This is a genomic window from Catenulispora pinistramenti, from assembly GCF_018274385.1.
In the GTDB taxonomy this organism is placed as follows: domain Bacteria; phylum Actinomycetota; class Actinomycetes; order Streptomycetales; family Catenulisporaceae; genus Catenulispora; species Catenulispora pinistramenti.
This window is the reverse complement of sequence record NZ_JAAFYZ010000004.1, coordinates 1-17,381: the sequence shown is the minus strand read 5'-3', so window position 1 is coordinate 17,381 and position 17,381 is coordinate 1. Positions and strand designations below refer to the sequence as shown.

The 17,381-nt window shown below is 68.1% G+C and carries 18 protein-coding genes; 12 read left to right on the top strand and 6 right to left on the bottom strand.

What is annotated here, in order from left to right; translation table 11 throughout:
• The first annotated feature begins 58 nt into the window (after positions 1–58).
• The 3 genes from KGQ19_RS01685 (at position 59) to KGQ19_RS01675 (ending at position 3,209) form a co-directional block, all read left to right on the top strand.
• On the top strand, positions 59–535 hold the full coding sequence (locus KGQ19_RS01685; RefSeq protein WP_368862042.1) for a MarR family winged helix-turn-helix transcriptional regulator: 477 nt from the start codon (positions 59–61) through the stop codon (positions 533–535).
• A 218-nt stretch (positions 536–753) separates the two neighbouring features.
• Positions 754–1,638 carry an SGNH/GDSL hydrolase family protein gene (locus KGQ19_RS01680; protein WP_212007238.1) on the top strand — a complete coding sequence of 295 codons (885 nt, stop codon included), beginning with the start codon at positions 754–756 and terminating at the stop codon, positions 1,636–1,638.
• Positions 1,639–1,754: 116 nt separating this feature from the next.
• Positions 1,755–3,209 carry a Rieske 2Fe-2S domain-containing protein gene (locus KGQ19_RS01675; RefSeq protein WP_212007237.1) on the top strand — a complete coding sequence of 485 codons (1,455 nt, stop codon included), beginning with the start codon at positions 1,755–1,757 and terminating at the stop codon, positions 3,207–3,209.
• A 23-nt stretch (positions 3,210–3,232) separates the two neighbouring features.
• On the opposite strand, the gene KGQ19_RS01670 is transcribed toward KGQ19_RS01675, so the two are convergent.
• The 5 genes from KGQ19_RS01670 to KGQ19_RS01650 all read right to left on the bottom strand — a co-directional run bounded on the left by KGQ19_RS01670 (position 3,233) and on the right by KGQ19_RS01650 (position 8,582).
• Positions 3,233–4,897: an MFS transporter gene (locus KGQ19_RS01670; protein ID WP_212007236.1), complete on the bottom strand. Its 1,665-nt coding sequence runs from the start codon at positions 4,895–4,897 to the stop codon at positions 3,233–3,235.
• Positions 4,898–5,028: 131 nt separating this feature from the next.
• Positions 5,029–5,493 (bottom strand): cyclic pyranopterin monophosphate synthase MoaC, encoded by a 465-nt coding sequence (gene moaC, locus KGQ19_RS01665; protein ID WP_268907665.1) that lies wholly within the window; start codon positions 5,491–5,493, stop codon positions 5,029–5,031.
• A gap of 128 nt (positions 5,494–5,621) precedes the next feature.
• Complete coding sequence (glp, locus tag KGQ19_RS01660) at positions 5,622–6,863, bottom strand: molybdotransferase-like divisome protein Glp (RefSeq protein ID WP_212007235.1); 1,242 nt, start codon at positions 6,861–6,863, stop codon at positions 5,622–5,624.
• A gap of 97 nt (positions 6,864–6,960) precedes the next feature.
• The gene (locus KGQ19_RS01655) at positions 6,961–7,881 is read right to left on the bottom strand and encodes a UTP--glucose-1-phosphate uridylyltransferase (RefSeq protein ID WP_212007234.1); all 921 of its coding nucleotides are present in this window, start codon (positions 7,879–7,881) and stop codon (positions 6,961–6,963) included.
• Between the two features lie 14 nt (positions 7,882–7,895).
• Entirely contained in the window at positions 7,896–8,582 is a 687-nt protein-coding gene (locus tag KGQ19_RS01650; protein WP_212007233.1) for a GGDEF domain-containing protein, read from the bottom strand.
• Positions 8,583–8,623: 41 nt separating this feature from the next.
• On the opposite strand from KGQ19_RS01650, the gene KGQ19_RS01645 reads away from it, so the two are divergent.
• From KGQ19_RS01645 to KGQ19_RS01625, 5 genes are all read left to right on the top strand, one after another.
• Complete coding sequence (locus KGQ19_RS01645) at positions 8,624–9,286, top strand: 5-formyltetrahydrofolate cyclo-ligase (protein ID WP_212007232.1); 663 nt, start codon at positions 8,624–8,626, stop codon at positions 9,284–9,286.
• 66 nt (positions 9,287–9,352) lie between these two features.
• Positions 9,353–11,683 (top strand): ATP-binding SpoIIE family protein phosphatase, encoded by a 2,331-nt coding sequence (locus KGQ19_RS01640; RefSeq protein ID WP_212007231.1) that lies wholly within the window; start codon positions 9,353–9,355, stop codon positions 11,681–11,683.
• A gap of 166 nt (positions 11,684–11,849) precedes the next feature.
• Positions 11,850–12,233 carry an FmdB family zinc ribbon protein gene (locus KGQ19_RS52530; RefSeq protein ID WP_212007230.1) on the top strand — a complete coding sequence of 128 codons (384 nt, stop codon included), beginning with the start codon at positions 11,850–11,852 and terminating at the stop codon, positions 12,231–12,233.
• Positions 12,234–12,369: 136 nt separating this feature from the next.
• Positions 12,370–12,924 carry an RcpC/CpaB family pilus assembly protein gene (locus KGQ19_RS01630; RefSeq protein WP_212007229.1) on the top strand — a complete coding sequence of 185 codons (555 nt, stop codon included), beginning with the start codon at positions 12,370–12,372 and terminating at the stop codon, positions 12,922–12,924.
• Positions 12,925–12,971: 47 nt separating this feature from the next.
• On the top strand, positions 12,972–13,643 hold the full coding sequence (locus tag KGQ19_RS01625) for a nitroreductase family protein (RefSeq protein ID WP_212007228.1): 672 nt from the start codon (positions 12,972–12,974) through the stop codon (positions 13,641–13,643).
• A 223-nt stretch (positions 13,644–13,866) separates the two neighbouring features.
• On the opposite strand, the gene KGQ19_RS01620 is transcribed toward KGQ19_RS01625, so the two are convergent.
• Complete coding sequence (locus tag KGQ19_RS01620) at positions 13,867–14,433, bottom strand: hypothetical protein (RefSeq protein WP_212007227.1); 567 nt, start codon at positions 14,431–14,433, stop codon at positions 13,867–13,869.
• Between the two features lie 80 nt (positions 14,434–14,513).
• On the opposite strand from KGQ19_RS01620, the gene KGQ19_RS01615 reads away from it, so the two are divergent.
• From KGQ19_RS01615 to KGQ19_RS01600, 4 genes are all read left to right on the top strand, one after another.
• Positions 14,514–15,821 carry a serpin family protein gene (locus tag KGQ19_RS01615; protein WP_212007226.1) on the top strand — a complete coding sequence of 436 codons (1,308 nt, stop codon included), beginning with the start codon at positions 14,514–14,516 and terminating at the stop codon, positions 15,819–15,821.
• A 68-nt stretch (positions 15,822–15,889) separates the two neighbouring features.
• Entirely contained in the window at positions 15,890–16,459 is a 570-nt protein-coding gene (locus KGQ19_RS01610; protein ID WP_212007225.1) for an FHA domain-containing protein, read from the top strand.
• Between the two features lie 73 nt (positions 16,460–16,532).
• Complete coding sequence (locus tag KGQ19_RS01605; RefSeq protein WP_212007224.1) at positions 16,533–16,808, top strand: LapA family protein; 276 nt, start codon at positions 16,533–16,535, stop codon at positions 16,806–16,808.
• A 105-nt stretch (positions 16,809–16,913) separates the two neighbouring features.
• Positions 16,914–17,381, top strand: a 468-nt coding sequence (locus KGQ19_RS01600; protein ID WP_212007223.1) for a hypothetical protein, incomplete at its 3' end; no start/stop codon positions are given.

Sequence of the window (17,381 nt, the reverse complement as noted above, 5' to 3'; positions counted from 1 at the left end):
CACCGCCGGCAACGGCGCCAAACCCGAGGACCCCGGCGCCCAGGCCTGCCGGGACGAGGTGGACCGCCTCATCGAAGCCTGGCACCGCGAACGCCCGGACCTGGACGTCGCCCCCCTCGAAGTCCTCTCCAGAGTCTCCCGCCTGGCCCGCCACCTGGACCGCGCCCGCCGCACCGCGTTCGCCGAGCACGACCTCGAACCCTGGGAGTTCGACGTCCTGTCCGCCCTGCGCCGCGCGGGCGCCCCCTACCAGCTCACCCCCAGCAAACTGCTGACCCAGACCCTGGTCACCAGCGGCACGATGACCAACCGCATCGACCGCCTGGCCGCCAAGGACCTGGTCAAGCGCCTCCCCGACCCCGGCGACCGGCGCGGGGTGCTGGTGCAGCTGTCGGACACCGGGCGCAAGCGGGTGGACGGCGCGTTCGAGGGGCTGCTCGCCCAGGAGCGGGATCTGCTGGGCAGCATTTCGATGGCCGATCGGGAGGCGCTGGCCGGATTGCTGCGGACGCTGGTTCTGCCTTTCGACAACTGACGCAGCGACCTGACATAGCGGTGACTTTCGACCGAAACCGGTCTTTCTCCTGACGATAGCGCTATGGGCGCTATGGCGTTTCCTCTGCGTTCCAAGAGAGGACCGGTCCTCTACCCCTCCTGGCTACCTGCCAGTAGCATCCAGGTGTTCGCCGCCAACTCTCTGTGCGAGCCATCCTCGCCGGGCGGCGCCATCTCCACGGGAGGGGACCGAAGAGTATGCACGTTCCCAGACTCGGCCTGCGCAAGGCCGCCGCGATAGCGGCCGCCGCGCTGTGCGGCCTGGCGGTCAGCGCCGGCCCGGCGAGCGCCGCCGACGGCTGGAAGCACCAGCCGTACGACTACTACCTCGCACTGGGCGACTCGCTCGGCGCCGGCTGGCAGCCCGACGCGGTGACCGGCCAGGGCTACATCAGCGGCCACGGCTACGCCGACGACATCGCCGCCACGCTGAAGGCCCAGGGCACCAAGTACGTGAACCTGGCGTGCCCCGGCGAGACCACCGGCTCGATGATCCACGGCGGCTGCCCGTACCCGGAGCCGTACAAGAGCCAGCTCGACGCCGCCGCCACGTTCCTCAAGGCGCACAAGGGCGACCGGGTCATGGTGACCCTGGACATCGGCGCGAACGACGTCGACGGCTGCGCGGGTGCCAACGGCCTGGATATCCAGTGCGGCCTGAACGGCATCAAGCAGACCGCGCAGGACCTGCCCGTCATCCTGCAGACGCTGCGCGCCGCGGCCGGCCACAAGACCGAGTTCGTCGGGTCGACGTACTACAACCCCTTCCTCGCGACCTGGCTCACCGGCTCCTCCGGCCAGACCAACGCCGAGCTGTCGGGCGTCTTCCTCAACCTCTTCAATGGGGTCTTCGCCGTCGAGTACCCGCTGAACGGCGTCCGGGTCGCCGACGTCGCCTCGGCCTTCGACAGCAACGACTTCATCGACCAGGTGCCGCTGAAGCCGGGGGTCACCGTGCCGCTGAACGTGGCCCGGATCTGCCAGTGGACCTGGATGTGCGCGCCGGCCCCGGTCGGTCCCAACATCCACGCGAACGACGCGGGTTACCAGGTGATGGCGAAGGCCTTCGAAGCAGCGATCTGACATCGCCCGCTCACTCGCCTACCCGCTCACCTGCGGCACATAGGCGCTGTTCAGCCGGGGCCACCCCTTCGCGGGGTTGGCCCCGGTGGCTTTGCAGGGTTGGCCCCGGTGGCTTTGTGGGGCAGGATGAGCCGGTGCTCGGTCCACTCATAAGTTCGACGGGACACATGGGTCTGCGACTGCAGACCCAGAATCTGCGGGTCCTGTGCGATCCGTGGGTATCGCCGGGCGGCGCGTACCTCGGCGCGCGGTTCCCGTTCCCGGACAACAGCCATCTGCGGCTTATGCCAGGGCTTTGGCACGCCGAGTGGGTCGCCGTGTCGAGCGCGCATCTGGACCACATGGACTTGGCGTTCTTGTCAGCGCTCAGCGACGGCGTCCGCGTGGTGATCCCCGAGTATCCGTCATCCGTCTTCCGAGACCGGCTCTCCGAGGCCGGTGTCAAGGACATCGTCGAGGTCGCGGCCTGGGAGCGGCTGCCGCTCAACGACCGGGGTGACTGGCTGACCGCGATACCCGAGCAGTCGCCGGCGGAACACCGCGCCGCGTTCCTGATCGTCGCGGACGGCGTTTCCGTATTGCACGGCAACGATGCGCGACTGTCCTTGTCGCAGACGCGCCGGGCCATGGTCGAGGTCGGCGGACCGCTGGACCTGATGGCGCTGGACGCGTCGGAGCCCAGGTTCAAAGCGGTGAAGCGGTTGGTGCGCTCTGTGAAGCCGCGTCTGGTGATGACGTACTCAGGACCGGCGTGCTTCCTGGATCCGGCCCTGGCACAGCACAACCAGCACCTCTGTGAGCCCGGCGAACTCCCGACCGAGACTCTGCGGATGCTTCCCGGGGACAGTGTCCGCATAGCGCCCACAACCCATGACGTCATAAGGGATCCGCACTGGGAGGGATTCGCTTATAGCGAGCATCTAGATGCGTACGCCTCCTCACGCGCGCAGGAGATCGCCGAAGTGTGGGCAGCGCATCCGGATCCCGGTGCGGGCTCAGGTCTTGCAAAGCGCTTCAAGGAGCACTTCGTACGGCTAGGTCGGCTAAGTCCGTACTTCTTAGAGCGAATCAGCATGACGGTACGCTTCGACGTCTCTGGAGCCGACGGCGGCGTATGGGATGTCGACCTCGGGGCGTCCCACTCCCAGCAGGCTCCTCAGTACACATTCAGTGTGGAAGCTCGCTGGCTGGAGGCAGTACTCAGCGGGGAGATCCGTTGGGACGACTTGTTCTTGTCGCGGCGTCTGCTCATAGAGCACACTCCAGATGCCGATGGCACCTACCTGTTCGGTTTGCTCAAGCACGCCGACGCAGACGCGTTGCAGGCTGTTGAGGACTACGACAAGCGCGACCCGAACGCGACTGTCACCTTAAGCGCCGGTGACCGCGCCTTCGAAGTGACGCGCTACTGCCCGCACTCAGGCGAAGACCTCGCTGAGGGAGCGGTGATAGACGAGGCGCCGGAGGGCCTGGTTCTGCGCTGCCTAGCGCACAACTTCGACTTCTCGCTCACCACCGGCCTGTGCTTGAACGCCCGGTGCGAGCCCATCAGTGTGGCGGCGCCTGTCTAAGACCGTTATGCGGTCAAACTTCCCTATGCGGTCGCGGCCTGTTTAGCGGGTGTCGACTCGGACAGATAGCCGAGGCCGCCGGTAGAAGGCGTACGTCCAGACCGCATGAAGTACGTACCGATCAGCGCGATCAGGCCGGCTATAGCGCAGGCGATGAAGATCTGCGTATAGGCAGCGTCTGTGAAGACCGCCGCGCGCTCCGTTATACCGGTCTTCGGATCTGGTGTCCCTGCGAGCACCGTCTGCCCGGCAACCACCAGCTTCACAGGATGCGCCGCCTGGAACGCCGCCGCTATAGCGGTCCCCACCGCAGTGCCTATGGAGTTGGACACTCCGAGCATCCCCGCGGTGATGCCCTGTTGTTCCGGCGGAGACGCTTCCACCAACAGGTTCGGCGTTGTCGCGTAATACGCACCGAATCCAACCCCGAAGACAACACCGACAAGGGCAAGCGTCAGCGCTCCGTGATGCCATGCGGCATATATACCGCTGGTCAAGGCGAAGGCGAACATACCGAGCAGAAGCGGTCTACGCGCACCGATCTTCCCCGACAGCTGCCCCGAGGCCGCACCGGAGACCATGGACACCGAGGAGCCATATACCTGGACGTGGAACGCCAAGCCCAGCAACGTGAATCCGAGAGCGTAGCCGACGTCTCCCAGTACCTTCACCGGGACCTGATTCGGCTGCACCATCCCCTTGAAGCGGGCCGCCGCGCCTTGTTGCCCCGCGGCGATCAGTTCGCTGTGGCTCGGGGTGGAGACCATATAAGGGATCGCGAAGGCTTGGATGCCCACCACGATCGCGGCGAAGAACCCGATGAACAGCACCACCGAGACCTGTGGCGAGAACAGCAGCTTCAAATCGATGATCGGCTGGCTGACTCTGCGTTCCAAGGCGACGAACGCCGCTATGAGGAGCAGGCCGAGAATCAGGTAGCCGAGGTAGAGCGGATCGGTCCAGCCGACGTTCGCCCCGTTGGAGACGTAGAGCAGCCCGAATCCGACGCCGCCGGCCAGCAGCAGCGCACCCAGCGGGTCCAGCTTCTGCCGGGCGCGGAACTTGGTCTCCGGGCAGATCAGGAACACCAACGGCAGCGTCACCAACGTGTAGATCGTCAGGAACCAGAACAACGACTTGTAGCTCCAGCCGGCGGAATCGGTCAGCACTCCGGAGAGCATGATCCCGCCGACCCCGGACACCCCGAGCCCGGTCGATACCAGCCCGATCGCCAGCGGCACGTACTTGCGCGGGATCAGGTCCCGGATCAGGCCGTAGGCGACGGTGGCCGCGGCGATGGCCACCGCCTGGAACGCCCGGCCGATCAGGAACAGCGTCCAGTTGCTCGTGGTCGCGCAGATCACCGAGCCGAACAGGAACGACACGCCGACCGCCAGCAGCATGTTGCGCTTGCCGTACAGGTCGGACAGTTTGCCCAGGATCGGCGTCGCGGCCCCGCCGACCAGCCCGAACACGATGGTCATCCACGCGATGTTGCTCCCCACCCCGGGGAAGCTGCGGCCGATCAGCTGGGCCGCCGGCGAGACCATCGTGTACTGCAGCGGCGCGACCTCGGCGAACAGCACGACGACCACGATGACGGAGAAGATGCGCGCCCGGGACGCGTGATCCAGGCGCCCGGTGTCGTTATCTGGCGGCGGTGCGGGCGCGGTACTCGATTCGGTCATGGCGCGTCCTTGAGATCTCGGGGAGATGTCCGATCGGCCTAGGGCCACGACCTGTGAGAAGCCTCACAAGCCGCGTTCGGGGCACCATGACACCGAGACCTTCAAGTCGCAAGAGTTATCGAGTACGTGTTCTAGTCCGGCCGCGACCAGTCTCCAGAGACACCGCCGGATTTGGCCTCGACCTGCACCTTCGTCAGCACCGCGGCCGGGTCGACCGCCTTGACCATGTCAATGACCGTCAATCCGGCGACCGCCACCGCGGTCAGCGCTTCCATCTCCACGCCGGTGCGGTCCGCGGTCTTCACCGTGACGGCGATGGCCACGCCGGCGTCCTCGACCTCCAGCGCCACCTTCACCCCGCTGATCCCGATCGGGTGACAGAGCGGCACCAGCTCGGAGGTCTTCTTCGCACCCATGATGCCGGCGATGCGCGCCACCGACAGGGCGTCGCCCTTGGGCACGCCCTCGCCGCGCAGCAGCTCCACGACCTCGGGGGAGACCTCGACGAAGCCGGTCGCGCGGGCCTGGCGCGCGGAGACCGGCTTGGCGGTCACGTCCACCATGCGCGCGTCGCCCGAGGCGTCGATGTGGGTCAGGCGGTCGGACTTGCCGCCCGCGGCGGACCCAGCGGACCCGGCCGACCCGGCGGCTCCGGTCGCTCCGGCGGCTCCGGTTGCTGCCGCCGGCCCTGCTGCCTGGTCCGGCCCCGCTGCCTCGGCGGCGGTCACCGCGGACCGCCGTCCAGCACGATCACCTCGACGTCGTCGCCGTCGACCACCTCGGTCACGTGCTCCGGCACCACTATCAACGCGTTGGCCAGGGCCAGGTCACCGACCAGATGCGAGCCGTGCCCGCCGACCGGCCGCACCGACAGCCCGACCGGGTCGAACACGCCGCGGGCGAACTGGCGCTTGCCGTCGGGCGATTTGAAGGCCCCGAAGCAGGTCGCGGTCACGGTGTTGCGGGGCCCGGTCTCGATTCCCATCATCTTCTCGATCGCCGGGCGGATGTAGATCTCGAAGGAGACGTAGGCGGACACCGGGTTGCCCGGCAGCGTGAAGATCGGGATCCGGTCCTCGCCGACCGTGCCGAAGCCCTGCGGCATCCCCGGCTGCATCGCGACCTTGGAGAACTCCACGGTGCCCAGGGTCGAGAGCACTTCCTTGACCACGTCGTAGGCGCCGACCGAGACCCCGCCGGTGGTGATCACGATGTCGGCGCGGATCAGCTGGTCCTCGATCGCGTCCAGCACGCCCTGCGGGTCGTCGCCGATGATGCCGACCCGGATGCCGGTGGCGCCCATGGCGTTCACCGCGGCGGTCAGCGCCGGACCGTTGCCGTCGTTGATCTGGCCCGGGCCCAGCGGGGTGCCCGGCTCGACCAGCTCGGAGCCGGTGGACAGCACCACGACCCGCGGGTGCGGGTGCACCGGGGCGTGGACCTGGCCGATCGCGGCCAGCAGGCCGATCTGGCGCGGGCCCAGGTGGGTGCCGGCCTTGAGCACGACGTCGCCGGCCGTCACGTCGGAACCGAGTATCCGGATGTGCTCGTTGCGCTCCGGGGCCCGGGTGATGCGCACGCTCTCCGTACCGCGGTCGGTCCACTCCAGCGGCACGATCGCCTCGGCGCCGTACGGCACCATCGCGCCGGTCATGATGCGCAGGCAGGTGCCCGGCTCCAGGATGCCCTCGTGGACCGAGCCGGCCGCGACGTCGCCGAGCACCCGCAGCTCCGCCGGGCTGTCCTCGCCGGCGCCCTCCAGATCGGCCAGGCGCACCGCGTAGCCGTCCACCGAAGAGTTGTCGAACGGAGGCAGCGAGATGGCCGACACCACGTCATCGGCCAGCACCAGCCCGTTCACATCGGTGATCGGGAGCTCCATCGGGGCGAGCAGTTGCACGGTGTCGAGGACCGTCTTCAGGTGGTCGTCGACGCTGCGCATCGTCGCGTTATCGGAATCGGACATGCGTCCATCATCCCTTATGCCGCCGACGCGAACGCCGTTGGCGGAGTGATCTGTATCTATAAGGTGACCTATACCTATAAGGGAGGAAGTCGGTGCTTCAGGACTGGAAGCCTTCACGCACATAGGACGACAGCCAGTCGCGGAACTCCCGGCCGAGGTCGGGGCGGTCGACCGCGAGCTGCACCACGGTCTTCAGGTAGTCGATCGGGTTACCGGTGTCGTAGCGGCGCCCGGTGAAGACCACGCCGTGGACCGGTCCGCCGATGTCCGGGTCACTCGCCAGGGTGCGCAGCGCGTCGGTCAGCTGGATCTCCCCGCCGCGTCCCGGAGGAGTCTCGCGCAGGACTTCCATGACGGCCGGGTCCAGCACGTAGCGGCCGATCACGGCCAGGTTGGAGGGGGCCTGGGCCGCCGAGGGCTTCTCCACCAGGTCGGTGATCTGGATCAGGCTGGTGTGCGCCTGGGACAGGCCCGGGCCGTCGGCCGCCGGCTTCACCGCGGCACAGCCGTACATATGGATCTGCTCTTCAGGAACCTCGATGAGCCCGACCACGGATCCGCCATAGCGCTGCCGGACCTCGATCATCGCGGGGAGCAGCGGATCGCGGTCGTCGATGAAGTCGTCACCGAGCAGGACGGCGAACGGTTCGCCGTTCACATAGGACTCCGCCTTAAGGACGGCGTGCCCGAGACCCTTGGGGTCGCCCTGTCGGACATAGTGCACGTTCGCCATCTCCGACGACGCCCGGACCAGTTGCAGGCGCTTCTCGTCGCCCTTGGCGGCCAGTGCCTCCTCGAGCTCTGCGGCGCGGTCGAAGTGATCCTCCAGCGGCCGCTTGTTCCGGCCGGTCACCATGAGGATGTCGGTCAGTCCGGCGGTCACGGCTTCCTCGACGACGTACTGGATCGTCGGTTTGTCGATGACCGGAAGCATCTCCTTGGGCGTCGCCTTGGTGGCCGGCAGGAACCGCGTTCCCAGACCTGCCGACGGGATGACTGCTTTGCGAACCTCCACCATAAATCGGGACGCTATCAGGTGATCCGCCAACTTCCATGAGAGTCACGTTTAGCTTCCATGAGTTGTTCATCAGCGACGCGCAACAGGGTCGCGGCATGCGTTCCGTGGTCGGGGAAGATCACGCCGCCGACGGAGATGGTCAACTGGAACGGGCCCTGCTCCGCGTCTCCGTCCGGACCTGCGTCGAAAGTGAGTTTGCGGACCGCGTAACACAGTCTCTCAGCGACCTTCGTCGCTGTTTCGGCGTTGGTTCCGGGCAAAATGAGGACGAACTCCTCACCGCCGTATCTGGCGAAAGTGTCGGCGTGTCGCACTTCCAGCGCCAACCGCTGCGCCAGCTCGCGGAGCACAGCCGAGCCGCGCTGGTGGCCGTGCGCGGCGTTCACCTGACGGAAGTCGTCGACATCGATCATCAACAGCGCCCCGCCGATGCCCGTGGTGCGGGCGGCCTCAAGCTCCCGGGCCAACATGCCCTGCAAGTGGCGGTAGTTCCACACCCCGGTCAGCGGGTCCAGCGCGGACAGCCGTTCCAGGTCCTCCCGGCCCTGTTCCAGCCCGGTCACCTCGCTGGCGGCCTCGGCCAGGGCGGTGCGGGTGGACTCCTCCAGGTGTTCCAGTCGCCGACGCAGTGCCAGGTTCAGGCCGGCTAAGGCCAAACAGGCCACCGCCAGCAACACCAAGCCGAGCGCCGTGAGAGACATGGGTGGGGCTCCTCTCCCGACCTGGCATTCTTGAGCACAGCATGACGAATCAATCCAACGACCCGGCCCATGCCAAGGGCACGATCCGGTCACGGTTGCTGGCCGCCCGGCGCGCGTGCGCCCCGGAGCAGCGCGCGGCGTGGTCGAGCGCGGCGTGCGAAGTGCTGGTGGGACAGATCCTGGTGGGGCAGATCGGAGCGGCGAACACGGTCGCCGCCTACGCCTCTTTCGGCACCGAGCCGGACACCGGCCCGTTGCTGGCGGGATTGCGCGGGCGCGGTATCCGCGTCCTGTTACCTATTCTAGAGAATGACATGGACCTGTCGTGGGGGTACTACTCCGGCCCTGATTCACTCGTTCGAAGGATCCCGCCGGGCGGCTCGCGGCCGAGCCCGATCCCGGAGCCGGCCGAGTCACTGGGTGTGGACGCTGTGTTGTCAGCCTCCTGGATCGTGGTCCCGGCCCTCGCGGTGTCACCGAGCGGTCACCGGATGGGGCGGGGCGGCGGCAGCTACGACCGGGTGCTGGCCAGGATCGAGGCGTCCCCGCGCGCCGTACGCCCCCGGGTGGCGGCCCTGCTCTACCCGGACGAACTCGATGTCGACCTCCCCGTGGAACCACACGACCGGCCGGTGGATATGGCGGTCGCCGGGCAGACCGTTCGCCGCTGGAACGAATCTCCCGGCGAGGTTCTCTCGCGCTGAGGGGACCGCTAGTGGCAGACTCGGCGCTTAAAGAACGCAGGGTCGGCAGAGCGGTTGGTACCTCACATGCGACGTCAGCCGGGGACCGGGGAACAGCTCCCGCATGCCCGGCCGCGGCCGGCCGCCGAGCTCGTACCGGCGAACAGCACCCAGACCGCGGCGATCTCGGTCCTGGAGGCCCTGCCCGACCCGGTGGTGGTCCTGAACCACCGAGGCCAGATCACCGGCTGGAACCCGGCCGCCGAGGAGCTGTTCGGCTGGTACGGCGAAGAGGTGCTGGGCCGGCCGTGGACCGAGTTCGTGGTCGTCGACGACACCAATGGCAACGCGCTGTCACACCTGGACTCCATCGGTTCGACTGTCCAACGTGGCGGGACATGGGAGGGTTCCTTCCCCATCACCACGCGTAACGGCGACTCTCTGCTCGCCCGGGTGCGCGCGGCTCCCATGATGAACGGCGGCATGGTCACCGGCACCGTGGTGACCGCGATCGACCTCTTCGGCTCCGACGCCAGCCGGGACGACCAGCAGCGGGCCGCGGCCCGGGCGGCGGTACGCGCCGCAGTGTTGTCCCGTGCGGGGATGCAGTTAGGGACCTCTCTAGACACCGGCCGGACTCTGGCCGCGCTCGCCGAGATCCTGGTTCCGGCTTTCGCCGACACCTGCGTCGTGGACCTGCTGGACGAGAACGGCACTGCGCAGCGCCTGGTGACCGTGCACAGTACGGACACCTCTCCGTGTCCCCCTATGCGTGCGGGTACAGAGATCCACTACCCGGCGCGCCATCCTTGTGACCGTGCGCTGCGTACCGGACGCCCAGTCCTCATCCAGGGCGCGCCGCGGGTCAAGGCGCTGGATCCGGATGAGGAGTGCGACCGCAAGGCGCTCCTGCTGGATGCGAAGTCGCTGATCGCCGTTCCGCTGCTGGCACCGAGCGGTGTGCGCGGAGTGCTGGCGATCGCGCTCACTGAGGACGCCGACCCGACCCCGCGCTATGACACCGCGGACCTGGAACTCGTAGAGGAGTTGGCGGCGCGGGCCGGACTGGCTCTGGAGAACGCGGCCATGTTCGACCGGCAGCGGACCCTGGCCCTGGCTCTGCAGAAGTCGCTACTGCCGACCGATCTCCCGCTTCCTGATGGCGTCTCCATCCGCGTCGGCTATGCGCCGGGTGCCGCCTCCGAAGTCAGCGGTGACCTCTATGACGTGGTCGAGCTGTCGGCGGGGCGGATCGGCGTGGTCATCGGAGATGTACAGGGACGCGGTGCGCACGCCGCTGCGGTGATGGGGCAGTTGCGCGCCGCTCTGCGCGCTTATGCGGTACTGGATGTTCAGCCCGGACAGCTGCTCTCATATCTGGATGAGTTGGTCCGTGGGCTGAACGAAGAAATCCTCTTCACCTGCGTATACGCCATCTACGACCCCTTCACGCGGCGCTGCGCTTTAGCGAACGCCGGACATCCGCCGCCGCTATTGGCTTCCGCACACGGCACCTATCCGATGGAGGTGCCGCCGGACGTCCCGCTGGGCATCGGTCCGCTCGGACCGGGTGGCGGCAAGGGCGCCGTGCAGTTCGAGGATCACATCTTCAGCATCCCTCCCGGGGACGTCCTGGTGATGTACACGGACGGGGTCGTGGAACGTCGCGACCAGTCGGTGGACACGGGAGTCCGCACCCTGTGTCTGGCCATCGAGCGCGTGGTGCGCGAGCCTCGGGCGATCTGCCGGGCCGCCCTGCGGGCCGCCGGCAGCGAAGCGCACGACGACCAGGCCGTGCTGGCCATGGCGACGTCCACCGTCGACCTCCCGCTGTCGCGGCTGGCCCTCCCCGCGCGCCCCGAGGCGGCGTTCGCGGCCCGGCACCACACCCGGGCCGTACTTCGCGAGTGGGGCCTGAGCGAGCACGCCGAACTGGCCGAGCTGCTGGTCTCCGAACTGATCACGAACGCGGTGCGGCACGCCAGCGGACCACGCCCGACCCCGTGGTCGTTCTCCGACTCCGACCAGTACCCGGAGCCGGAGCCGCCGCCGATGGCCGAGGACATGATGGAGCTGGCCGCCGTCCGGGAGTACGCCGACCACCTCGGCGCCCTGGACGAGGACAACGAGATGGACCTGCTCGCCGAGCCCGGCCTGCTGGACGAGCTGGGGATGCTGGACGGCACGCTGGCCGCCCCCGGCGGTTCGCGGCGGCTGGACCTGGTGCTGCGCCGGGGCCTGCGGGCCCTGTGGATCGAGGTGCACGACCCGGACGTGCGGTTGCCGCGCATCCGGCAGGCCGCGGAAACAGATGAGGGCGGCCGCGGGTTGTATCTCGTGGACGCACTGTCGGCCCGATGGGGCGCGCGGCCCACTGACGCCGGGAAGTTCGTCTGGTTCGAGATCCCGCTGTTCTGAGATCCCCCGTTGTGCGAGGGTCTCTAAGCGCGCGACGGCCGTCTGAGCGGTGTCTTTAGTGACGTGTGTCACGATACTGCCCCACCGCATTGGACAGTCCGCGCACCGATCCCGCAGAATTGGCAGTCTGGCGGCCAGAGTGCCAGGTCGATGAAGGAGTTTCCCCGTGCCGACTTACCAGTACCAGTGCAAAGACTGCGGTGAGGCGCTGGAGGTCGTGCAGAAGTTCACGGACGACGCGCTGACCGTGTGCCCGAACTGCCAAGGCGAACTGCGCAAGGTCTTCTCCGCCGTGGGCATCGTGTTCAAGGGCAGCGGCTTCTACCGCACCGACAGCCGCTCGGCTTCGAGCTCGTCCACGCCGCCGTCGTCCTCGTCGAACGGTTCGTCCGGGTCGTCGGGTTCGGGCGACTCCGGCAGCTCGGGCGGTTCCGGCGAGTCGAAGGGCTCGACCAAGGGCTCGGCCAAGGGCGAGTCGTCGTCCTCGTCGTCGAGCACGTCGTCCTCGTCGTCGTCAAGCTCGAGTTCTTCGTCGTCCACAAAGAGCTGAGCCACCCCGGTTATCCACCGGGTTATCCACAGAATCTCCCCAGTTATCCACAGGCTGCCCGGCAACCGGTGGACAGGCTTGACGGCCCCCTCGGATCATTACTCCCTGAAGCGTCCCGACTACGCCTGGGGGAGCAATGCCGTCACCCACCACCACCCGCCCGAAGCTCGTCGCCCGACTGACCGGCCGGCGCCACTCGTCGCGCACCCGGAGGCTGCGCGTCCTGGGCGCCGCCGGTTTCGCCGGGGTCTCAATGGCCCTGCTGACCGCCGAACACTCGGCCCCACCGCCGCGCCGACCGCCCCGGTTCGCGGCGGAATCCCTGATGAGCGGCCTGGTCGCGGTCCCGGTGCGGTTCGCCGACCCCGGCAGCACCGGGTATCTGCGCCCCGGCGACCGGATCGACGTGCTGGCCGCCCGGGACGGCGGTCCGGGCGGACCACCGGGCCCACCCGACGCTCTTGCGGGCCCGGCTCCCGACTCCGACCCCGGCCCGCCACGGGCTCAGACCGCTGTCGCGACGGACGTCTCGGTCCTCGAGATCGCGCACTCAGCGGACGCCGGTTCGCTCACCCGTTCCGCCCCGGACGACGGCGGCCTGGTGTTCCTAGCTGTGGACAACGCGACCGCCGTGCGGCTGGCCCGGGCCGCCGTCGCGGACCGCCTGAGCTATGCGCTGCGCCATGACTGAGCGGGCGCTTGTGCCGGCCTCAGGGGAAACCTACTGTTCGGTACACCATGGACATTTACGAAGCGCTCTACACCACCCGGGCGATGCGCCGGGTCAAGCCCGACCCGATTCCGGAGTCGGTCCAGGCCCAGATCCTGGACGCCGCCATCCGCGCGCCCTCCGGGGGCAACGGGCAGAACTGGCGATTCCTGCTCCTCGACGACCCAGAGAAGAAGAACCTCCTCGGTCCGCTCTACCGCGACGCCATGGACCAGCTCTACAAGACCGTCTACGCCCCGCTGCTGGAAGCCATGGCCGCCGACCCGGACAGCCCCGAGTCCCGGCAGATGGCGAAGGTCACGAAGTCCTCGCAGTGGCTCAGCGAGCACTTCGAACAGGTCCCGCTGTTCCTGTTCGCCTTCGTCCAGCGCGACCGCACCGGCGGCTCGATCTTCCCGGCGGTCTGGAGCGCGCAGCTGGCGGCCCGGGCCCAGGGCGTCGGCAGCTCGCTGACCACGATCCTCGGCGGCTTCCATGATCAGGAAGTCAAGGAGATCCTCGGCGTGCCGGCCGAGGAGAAGTGGACCCAGTCCTGCTGCGTGTCCTTCGGCTACCCGACCGGACGATGGGGAGTCGCCCCGCGCCGTCCCGCGCACGAGGTCGCGTACCGGAACGGCTGGGGCGAGCCGGTGGGCTTCACGGTCGACGAACCGCTGTGGCAGCCGCCCGCCGACGCCTGATCGGCGACTAGATGATTGATTCCTGGGGGTTCCGGCATACGGAACCGCCGCTGACACGTGAAATTGCGAAACGGCTCAGCAGCAAGCATGGGCGACCCGGACGGCCGCCCTCAGCCTGGTTTGGCTGTGGGTGGCCGGCCGGGGCGGCCAGGCGCCGCTACTGTGCCCTTGGCAGCCAGAGGCTGCGTGACGTTTCGCGCCGGTACCCCCAGGAATCAATCATCTAGCCGAGGGCCTTCTCCTGGATCAGGTCTGTCAGTGCCCTGACCGCGCCCGCCTTGGCTGGCGACTCGGTGGCGTCGCGCAGCTCGGTGAGCCGGTCCAGGACGTCGTGCACATCAGTGTCGGGGGAGGCGGCCTCATCGAGGTCCACCACGACGACGGTGTCCACGTCGGCGTACTGGACCCGGCCCTCCTTCAGGACGACAAGGCTCTTGGTGCCGCCGGCGGCCTTGCGCGGGGCGCTCTTGCGCTTCGGCTTGGCCGCCGCCTTCTTCTCATCCTTGTCCTCCTTCTCGTCTTTCTCTTCCTTCTCCTCCCGGAGATCCTTCTCGTCCCCGCCTTCTTTGCCGTCCTTGTCGTCCTGGCCGTCTTTCTCGTCGCTCTGCTCGCCGACCTCGGCGACTGGCTCCGGCTCCACAGCGGCTTCCACAGACACCTCCCCGGCGTCCTGCGCGGGCGACTCGGCGTCCTGTTGCTGCGGGATGTCAACGACTTCCCCGGGTACTTCCTGATCCTGGTTCTGCGGCATCGCCGGGCTGGTCATCGGGGGCACGGTCATGGCGTTCATGCCCGCTTCAACGATCAACCCCGGACGCGGTCACCCCCTCGTCGGGGAAACCGAGACGGCCCGGTCCGCGTCCAATCCGCATGCCACGCAAGCAGATAGCCGCGATCGCCGCCGCGTCCCTCGCCGCCCTGACGGCGTGCGCTTCCTCCGGCAGCAGTACGCACGGTCACGGTGCACCGGTGCGCACCGGCCCCGAACACACCGGCCCCGTACGGGTCGACAACGCACAGTCGCTCGTCGGGCCGGCCGAGCTGAGCTCCGCCTCGGCCAGCGTGAACGCGTTCGGCGTCGACATCTTCCACTCCGTCTCGGACGGCAGCGAGGGCAACGTCATGGTCTCGCCGACCAGCCTGGCCACGGTGCTGGCGATGCTGATGCCCGGCGCCAAGGGCCAGACCGAGGCCCAGATGGCCAAGGTCCTGCACACCACCATGCCGGCCGGCCAGTTCGCCGACGCACTCGGTGCGCTCGACTCGGCGACCATGCAGCGCGAACTCGCCGACAAAGCGGACCTGCGGCAGTACGACACCGTGTGGACGCAGCAGGGCTACGGCCTCCAGCAGTCGTATGCGCAGGCTCTGTCCGCGGCCTTCGACACCAGCGTCCACGAGACCGACTTCACGAACCCCGACGCCGCCCGCCAGACGATCGACAAAAACGTCGAGGACCAGACGAACGGCCTCATCAAGGACCTCTTCGGACCCGGTTCGATGACCGCCGACACCCGACTCGCGCTCACCGACGCGCTGTACTTCAAAGCCGCGTGGGCCGGGGCCTTCGACAAGAACGAAACCGCGGACAAGCCGTTCCACCTGCTCGACGGCGGTACCGCGAACGTCTCCATGATGAGCGACGAGAGCAGCTTCGGCTACGCCTCCGGCAGCGGCTGGCAGTACGCGGAACTGCCGTACCAACAGGACCACATGGCGATGGGCATCCTGCTCCCGTCAGCCGGGTCCTTCGACACCTTCCGCAAGGCGCTCACCGCCGACAACCTCAGCGCGATGATCAACACGGCCGCGCCGGGCACCGTCGCCCTCGAACTCCCGAAGTTCACCTTCGACACCGGCGCCCAGTTGGGAACCGCGCTTCAGAAACTGGGCATGACCTCGGCGTTCGACCCGAAATCGGCGGATCTGAGCGGCCTGCCGGCCACGGCCGAACCGCTCCACGTGGGCATGGTCGCGCAGAAGACCCACGTCGCCGTCGACGAGCAGGGCACCACGGCGGCCGCGGCGTCGGGCGTCACGGTGATCGCCGGCGCCGCCCCGGGACCGCCGCGCCAGCCGACGGAAATGCACGTCGACCGGCCCTTCCTGGTCCTGATCCGGGACACCGTGAGCGGCCAGATCCTGTTCCTCGGCCAGGTGACCGACCCCCGCGGGTAACACAGGGCTCGATCACGCCCCGCACTCTTGCTGGACACCCGATCCGCCGACATTGGACAATCTCTTCCATGGGAGGTCCTTCGTTCGGGAGCGCGGCGTGGCAGCCGCCGGACTTTCGGCCGTCCGACGCCGAGCGCGACGACGCCATCGAAGCGCTGTCGGCCGGCGCCCAGGCCGGCCGGCTGTCCAGCGACACCTTTTCCCACCGCATCGACCGGGTACTGGCGGTCCAGTCGCACAGCGAGCTGACCCAACTCGTCTCCGACCTGCCGATCCCGCCCGACAGCCCGGGTTTCGGCCAGCGCGTGGTGAACGCCGTCTCGGCCGTCGCCCACTTCCGCTTCAAGGTCAAGGCCGCCTGGCGCGGCCCCTCCCTGCCCCGCCTGTCCCTGCCCGGCGGTCCCCAGGGCACCCTGCGCATCGGCCGCATGCCCGAATGCGACCTGCAACTGTTCGACACCACGGTGTCCCGCTACCACGCCGAGTTCCGCCGCTCCCAAACCGGCTGGTTCCTGGTGGACCTGGGCTCCACCAACGGCACCCGAGTCAACGGCTGGCGCATCACCGCTCCCACCGCCGTCCACCCAGGCGACGAGGTCTCCTTCGGCTCAGTGGTCTTCTCCCTCAACAACCGCTGACCCACACCCGCCCCTTCCCCTGTTCGGGGCAATAAACGGTTCCCGAGGCACCAGCGCGGCAACAGGTGCGGACATGACGACCGACGCCCCGAAGCCCCCGCCGGCCCAAGCCCCGCTCAACGCGGCCGACAAGGCCCAGCGCTCCCGCATGATCGGCGGCATCGTCATCGCGGTGGTGGCGATCTGGTTCATCCTGGCCAACACCCACAAAGCCAGCATCACCTTCTGGGTGGTAACCGTGACCAGCCCCATGTGGCTGACCCTGGCAGGCACCTTCCTGGCCGGCATGCTCACCAGCCTCCTGCTCACCAGCACCCGGGCCAAGAGGCGCAAAAAGAGCCAAAGGTAATATAAAACCTCTTATCCCCAATCCCCCCAAACCCCCAAAAACCGTCAGACCCCTCTGTCACCCTGGTGTCACCAAAAGGTTCAAACCACCACAGAGGGGGAACCAATGTCCACCCAAACCCACCCCTGGCTCCGCGCGGAACTCATAGCCGGCCCCGAAACCACCCCCGGCGCCCAACTGATGATCCCCGCCGACGGCGTCGAGTTCCACGACGACCAACTCGTCTTCCACCACCAAGGCGACATCGTCTACGTGGCCGCCCAAGGCCAACTCCGCTCCATCACCTGGTTCGCCAAACAACCCAACCCCGAATCAGCCCTCCGCAAAGCCCAATGGCCCAACCACGGCACCCGCTGGACCGACGACGAGCGCCAAGACCTCCTCCGCCGCATCCGCACCGGCGAAAACTGGAAAGCCATCAGCCACGCCCACGGCCGCTCCCGCACCGGCTGCCAACAAGAGGCGGTCAAGCAAGGCTGGCTCGACGCCGACACCCTGCGCCCCAAGCCGGAGGTACTCCTAGGCACCGACCCGCAGCCGACCCCAGCCAACAACGCCCCAACAGACCCCACC

Excerpts from the sequence above, each read along its gene's own strand:
- KGQ19_RS01615 (WP_212007226.1), top strand. The coding sequence starts at position 14,514 with ATGCCACGCAAGCAGATAGCCGCGATCGCCGCCGCGTCCCTCGCCGCC.
- KGQ19_RS01655 (WP_212007234.1), bottom strand. The coding sequence starts at position 7,881 with ATGGTGGAGGTTCGCAAAGCAGTCATCCCGTCGGCAGGTCTGGGAACG.
- KGQ19_RS01610 (WP_212007225.1), top strand. The coding sequence starts at position 15,890 with ATGGGAGGTCCTTCGTTCGGGAGCGCGGCGTGGCAGCCGCCGGACTTT.
- KGQ19_RS01670 (WP_212007236.1), bottom strand. The coding sequence starts at position 4,897 with ATGACCGAATCGAGTACCGCGCCCGCACCGCCGCCAGATAACGACACC.
- KGQ19_RS01640 (WP_212007231.1), top strand. The coding sequence starts at position 9,353 with ATGCGACGTCAGCCGGGGACCGGGGAACAGCTCCCGCATGCCCGGCCG.
- glp (WP_212007235.1), bottom strand. The coding sequence starts at position 6,863 with ATGTCCGATTCCGATAACGCGACGATGCGCAGCGTCGACGACCACCTG.
- KGQ19_RS01630 (WP_212007229.1), top strand. The coding sequence starts at position 12,370 with ATGCCGTCACCCACCACCACCCGCCCGAAGCTCGTCGCCCGACTGACC.
- KGQ19_RS01650 (WP_212007233.1), bottom strand. The coding sequence starts at position 8,582 with ATGTCTCTCACGGCGCTCGGCTTGGTGTTGCTGGCGGTGGCCTGTTTG.
- KGQ19_RS01605 (WP_212007224.1), top strand. The coding sequence starts at position 16,533 with ATGACGACCGACGCCCCGAAGCCCCCGCCGGCCCAAGCCCCGCTCAAC.
- KGQ19_RS01680 (WP_212007238.1), top strand. The coding sequence starts at position 754 with ATGCACGTTCCCAGACTCGGCCTGCGCAAGGCCGCCGCGATAGCGGCC.
- KGQ19_RS01625 (WP_212007228.1), top strand. The coding sequence starts at position 12,972 with ATGGACATTTACGAAGCGCTCTACACCACCCGGGCGATGCGCCGGGTC.
- KGQ19_RS01645 (WP_212007232.1), top strand. The coding sequence starts at position 8,624 with ATGACGAATCAATCCAACGACCCGGCCCATGCCAAGGGCACGATCCGG.
- KGQ19_RS01620 (WP_212007227.1), bottom strand. The coding sequence starts at position 14,433 with ATGAACGCCATGACCGTGCCCCCGATGACCAGCCCGGCGATGCCGCAG.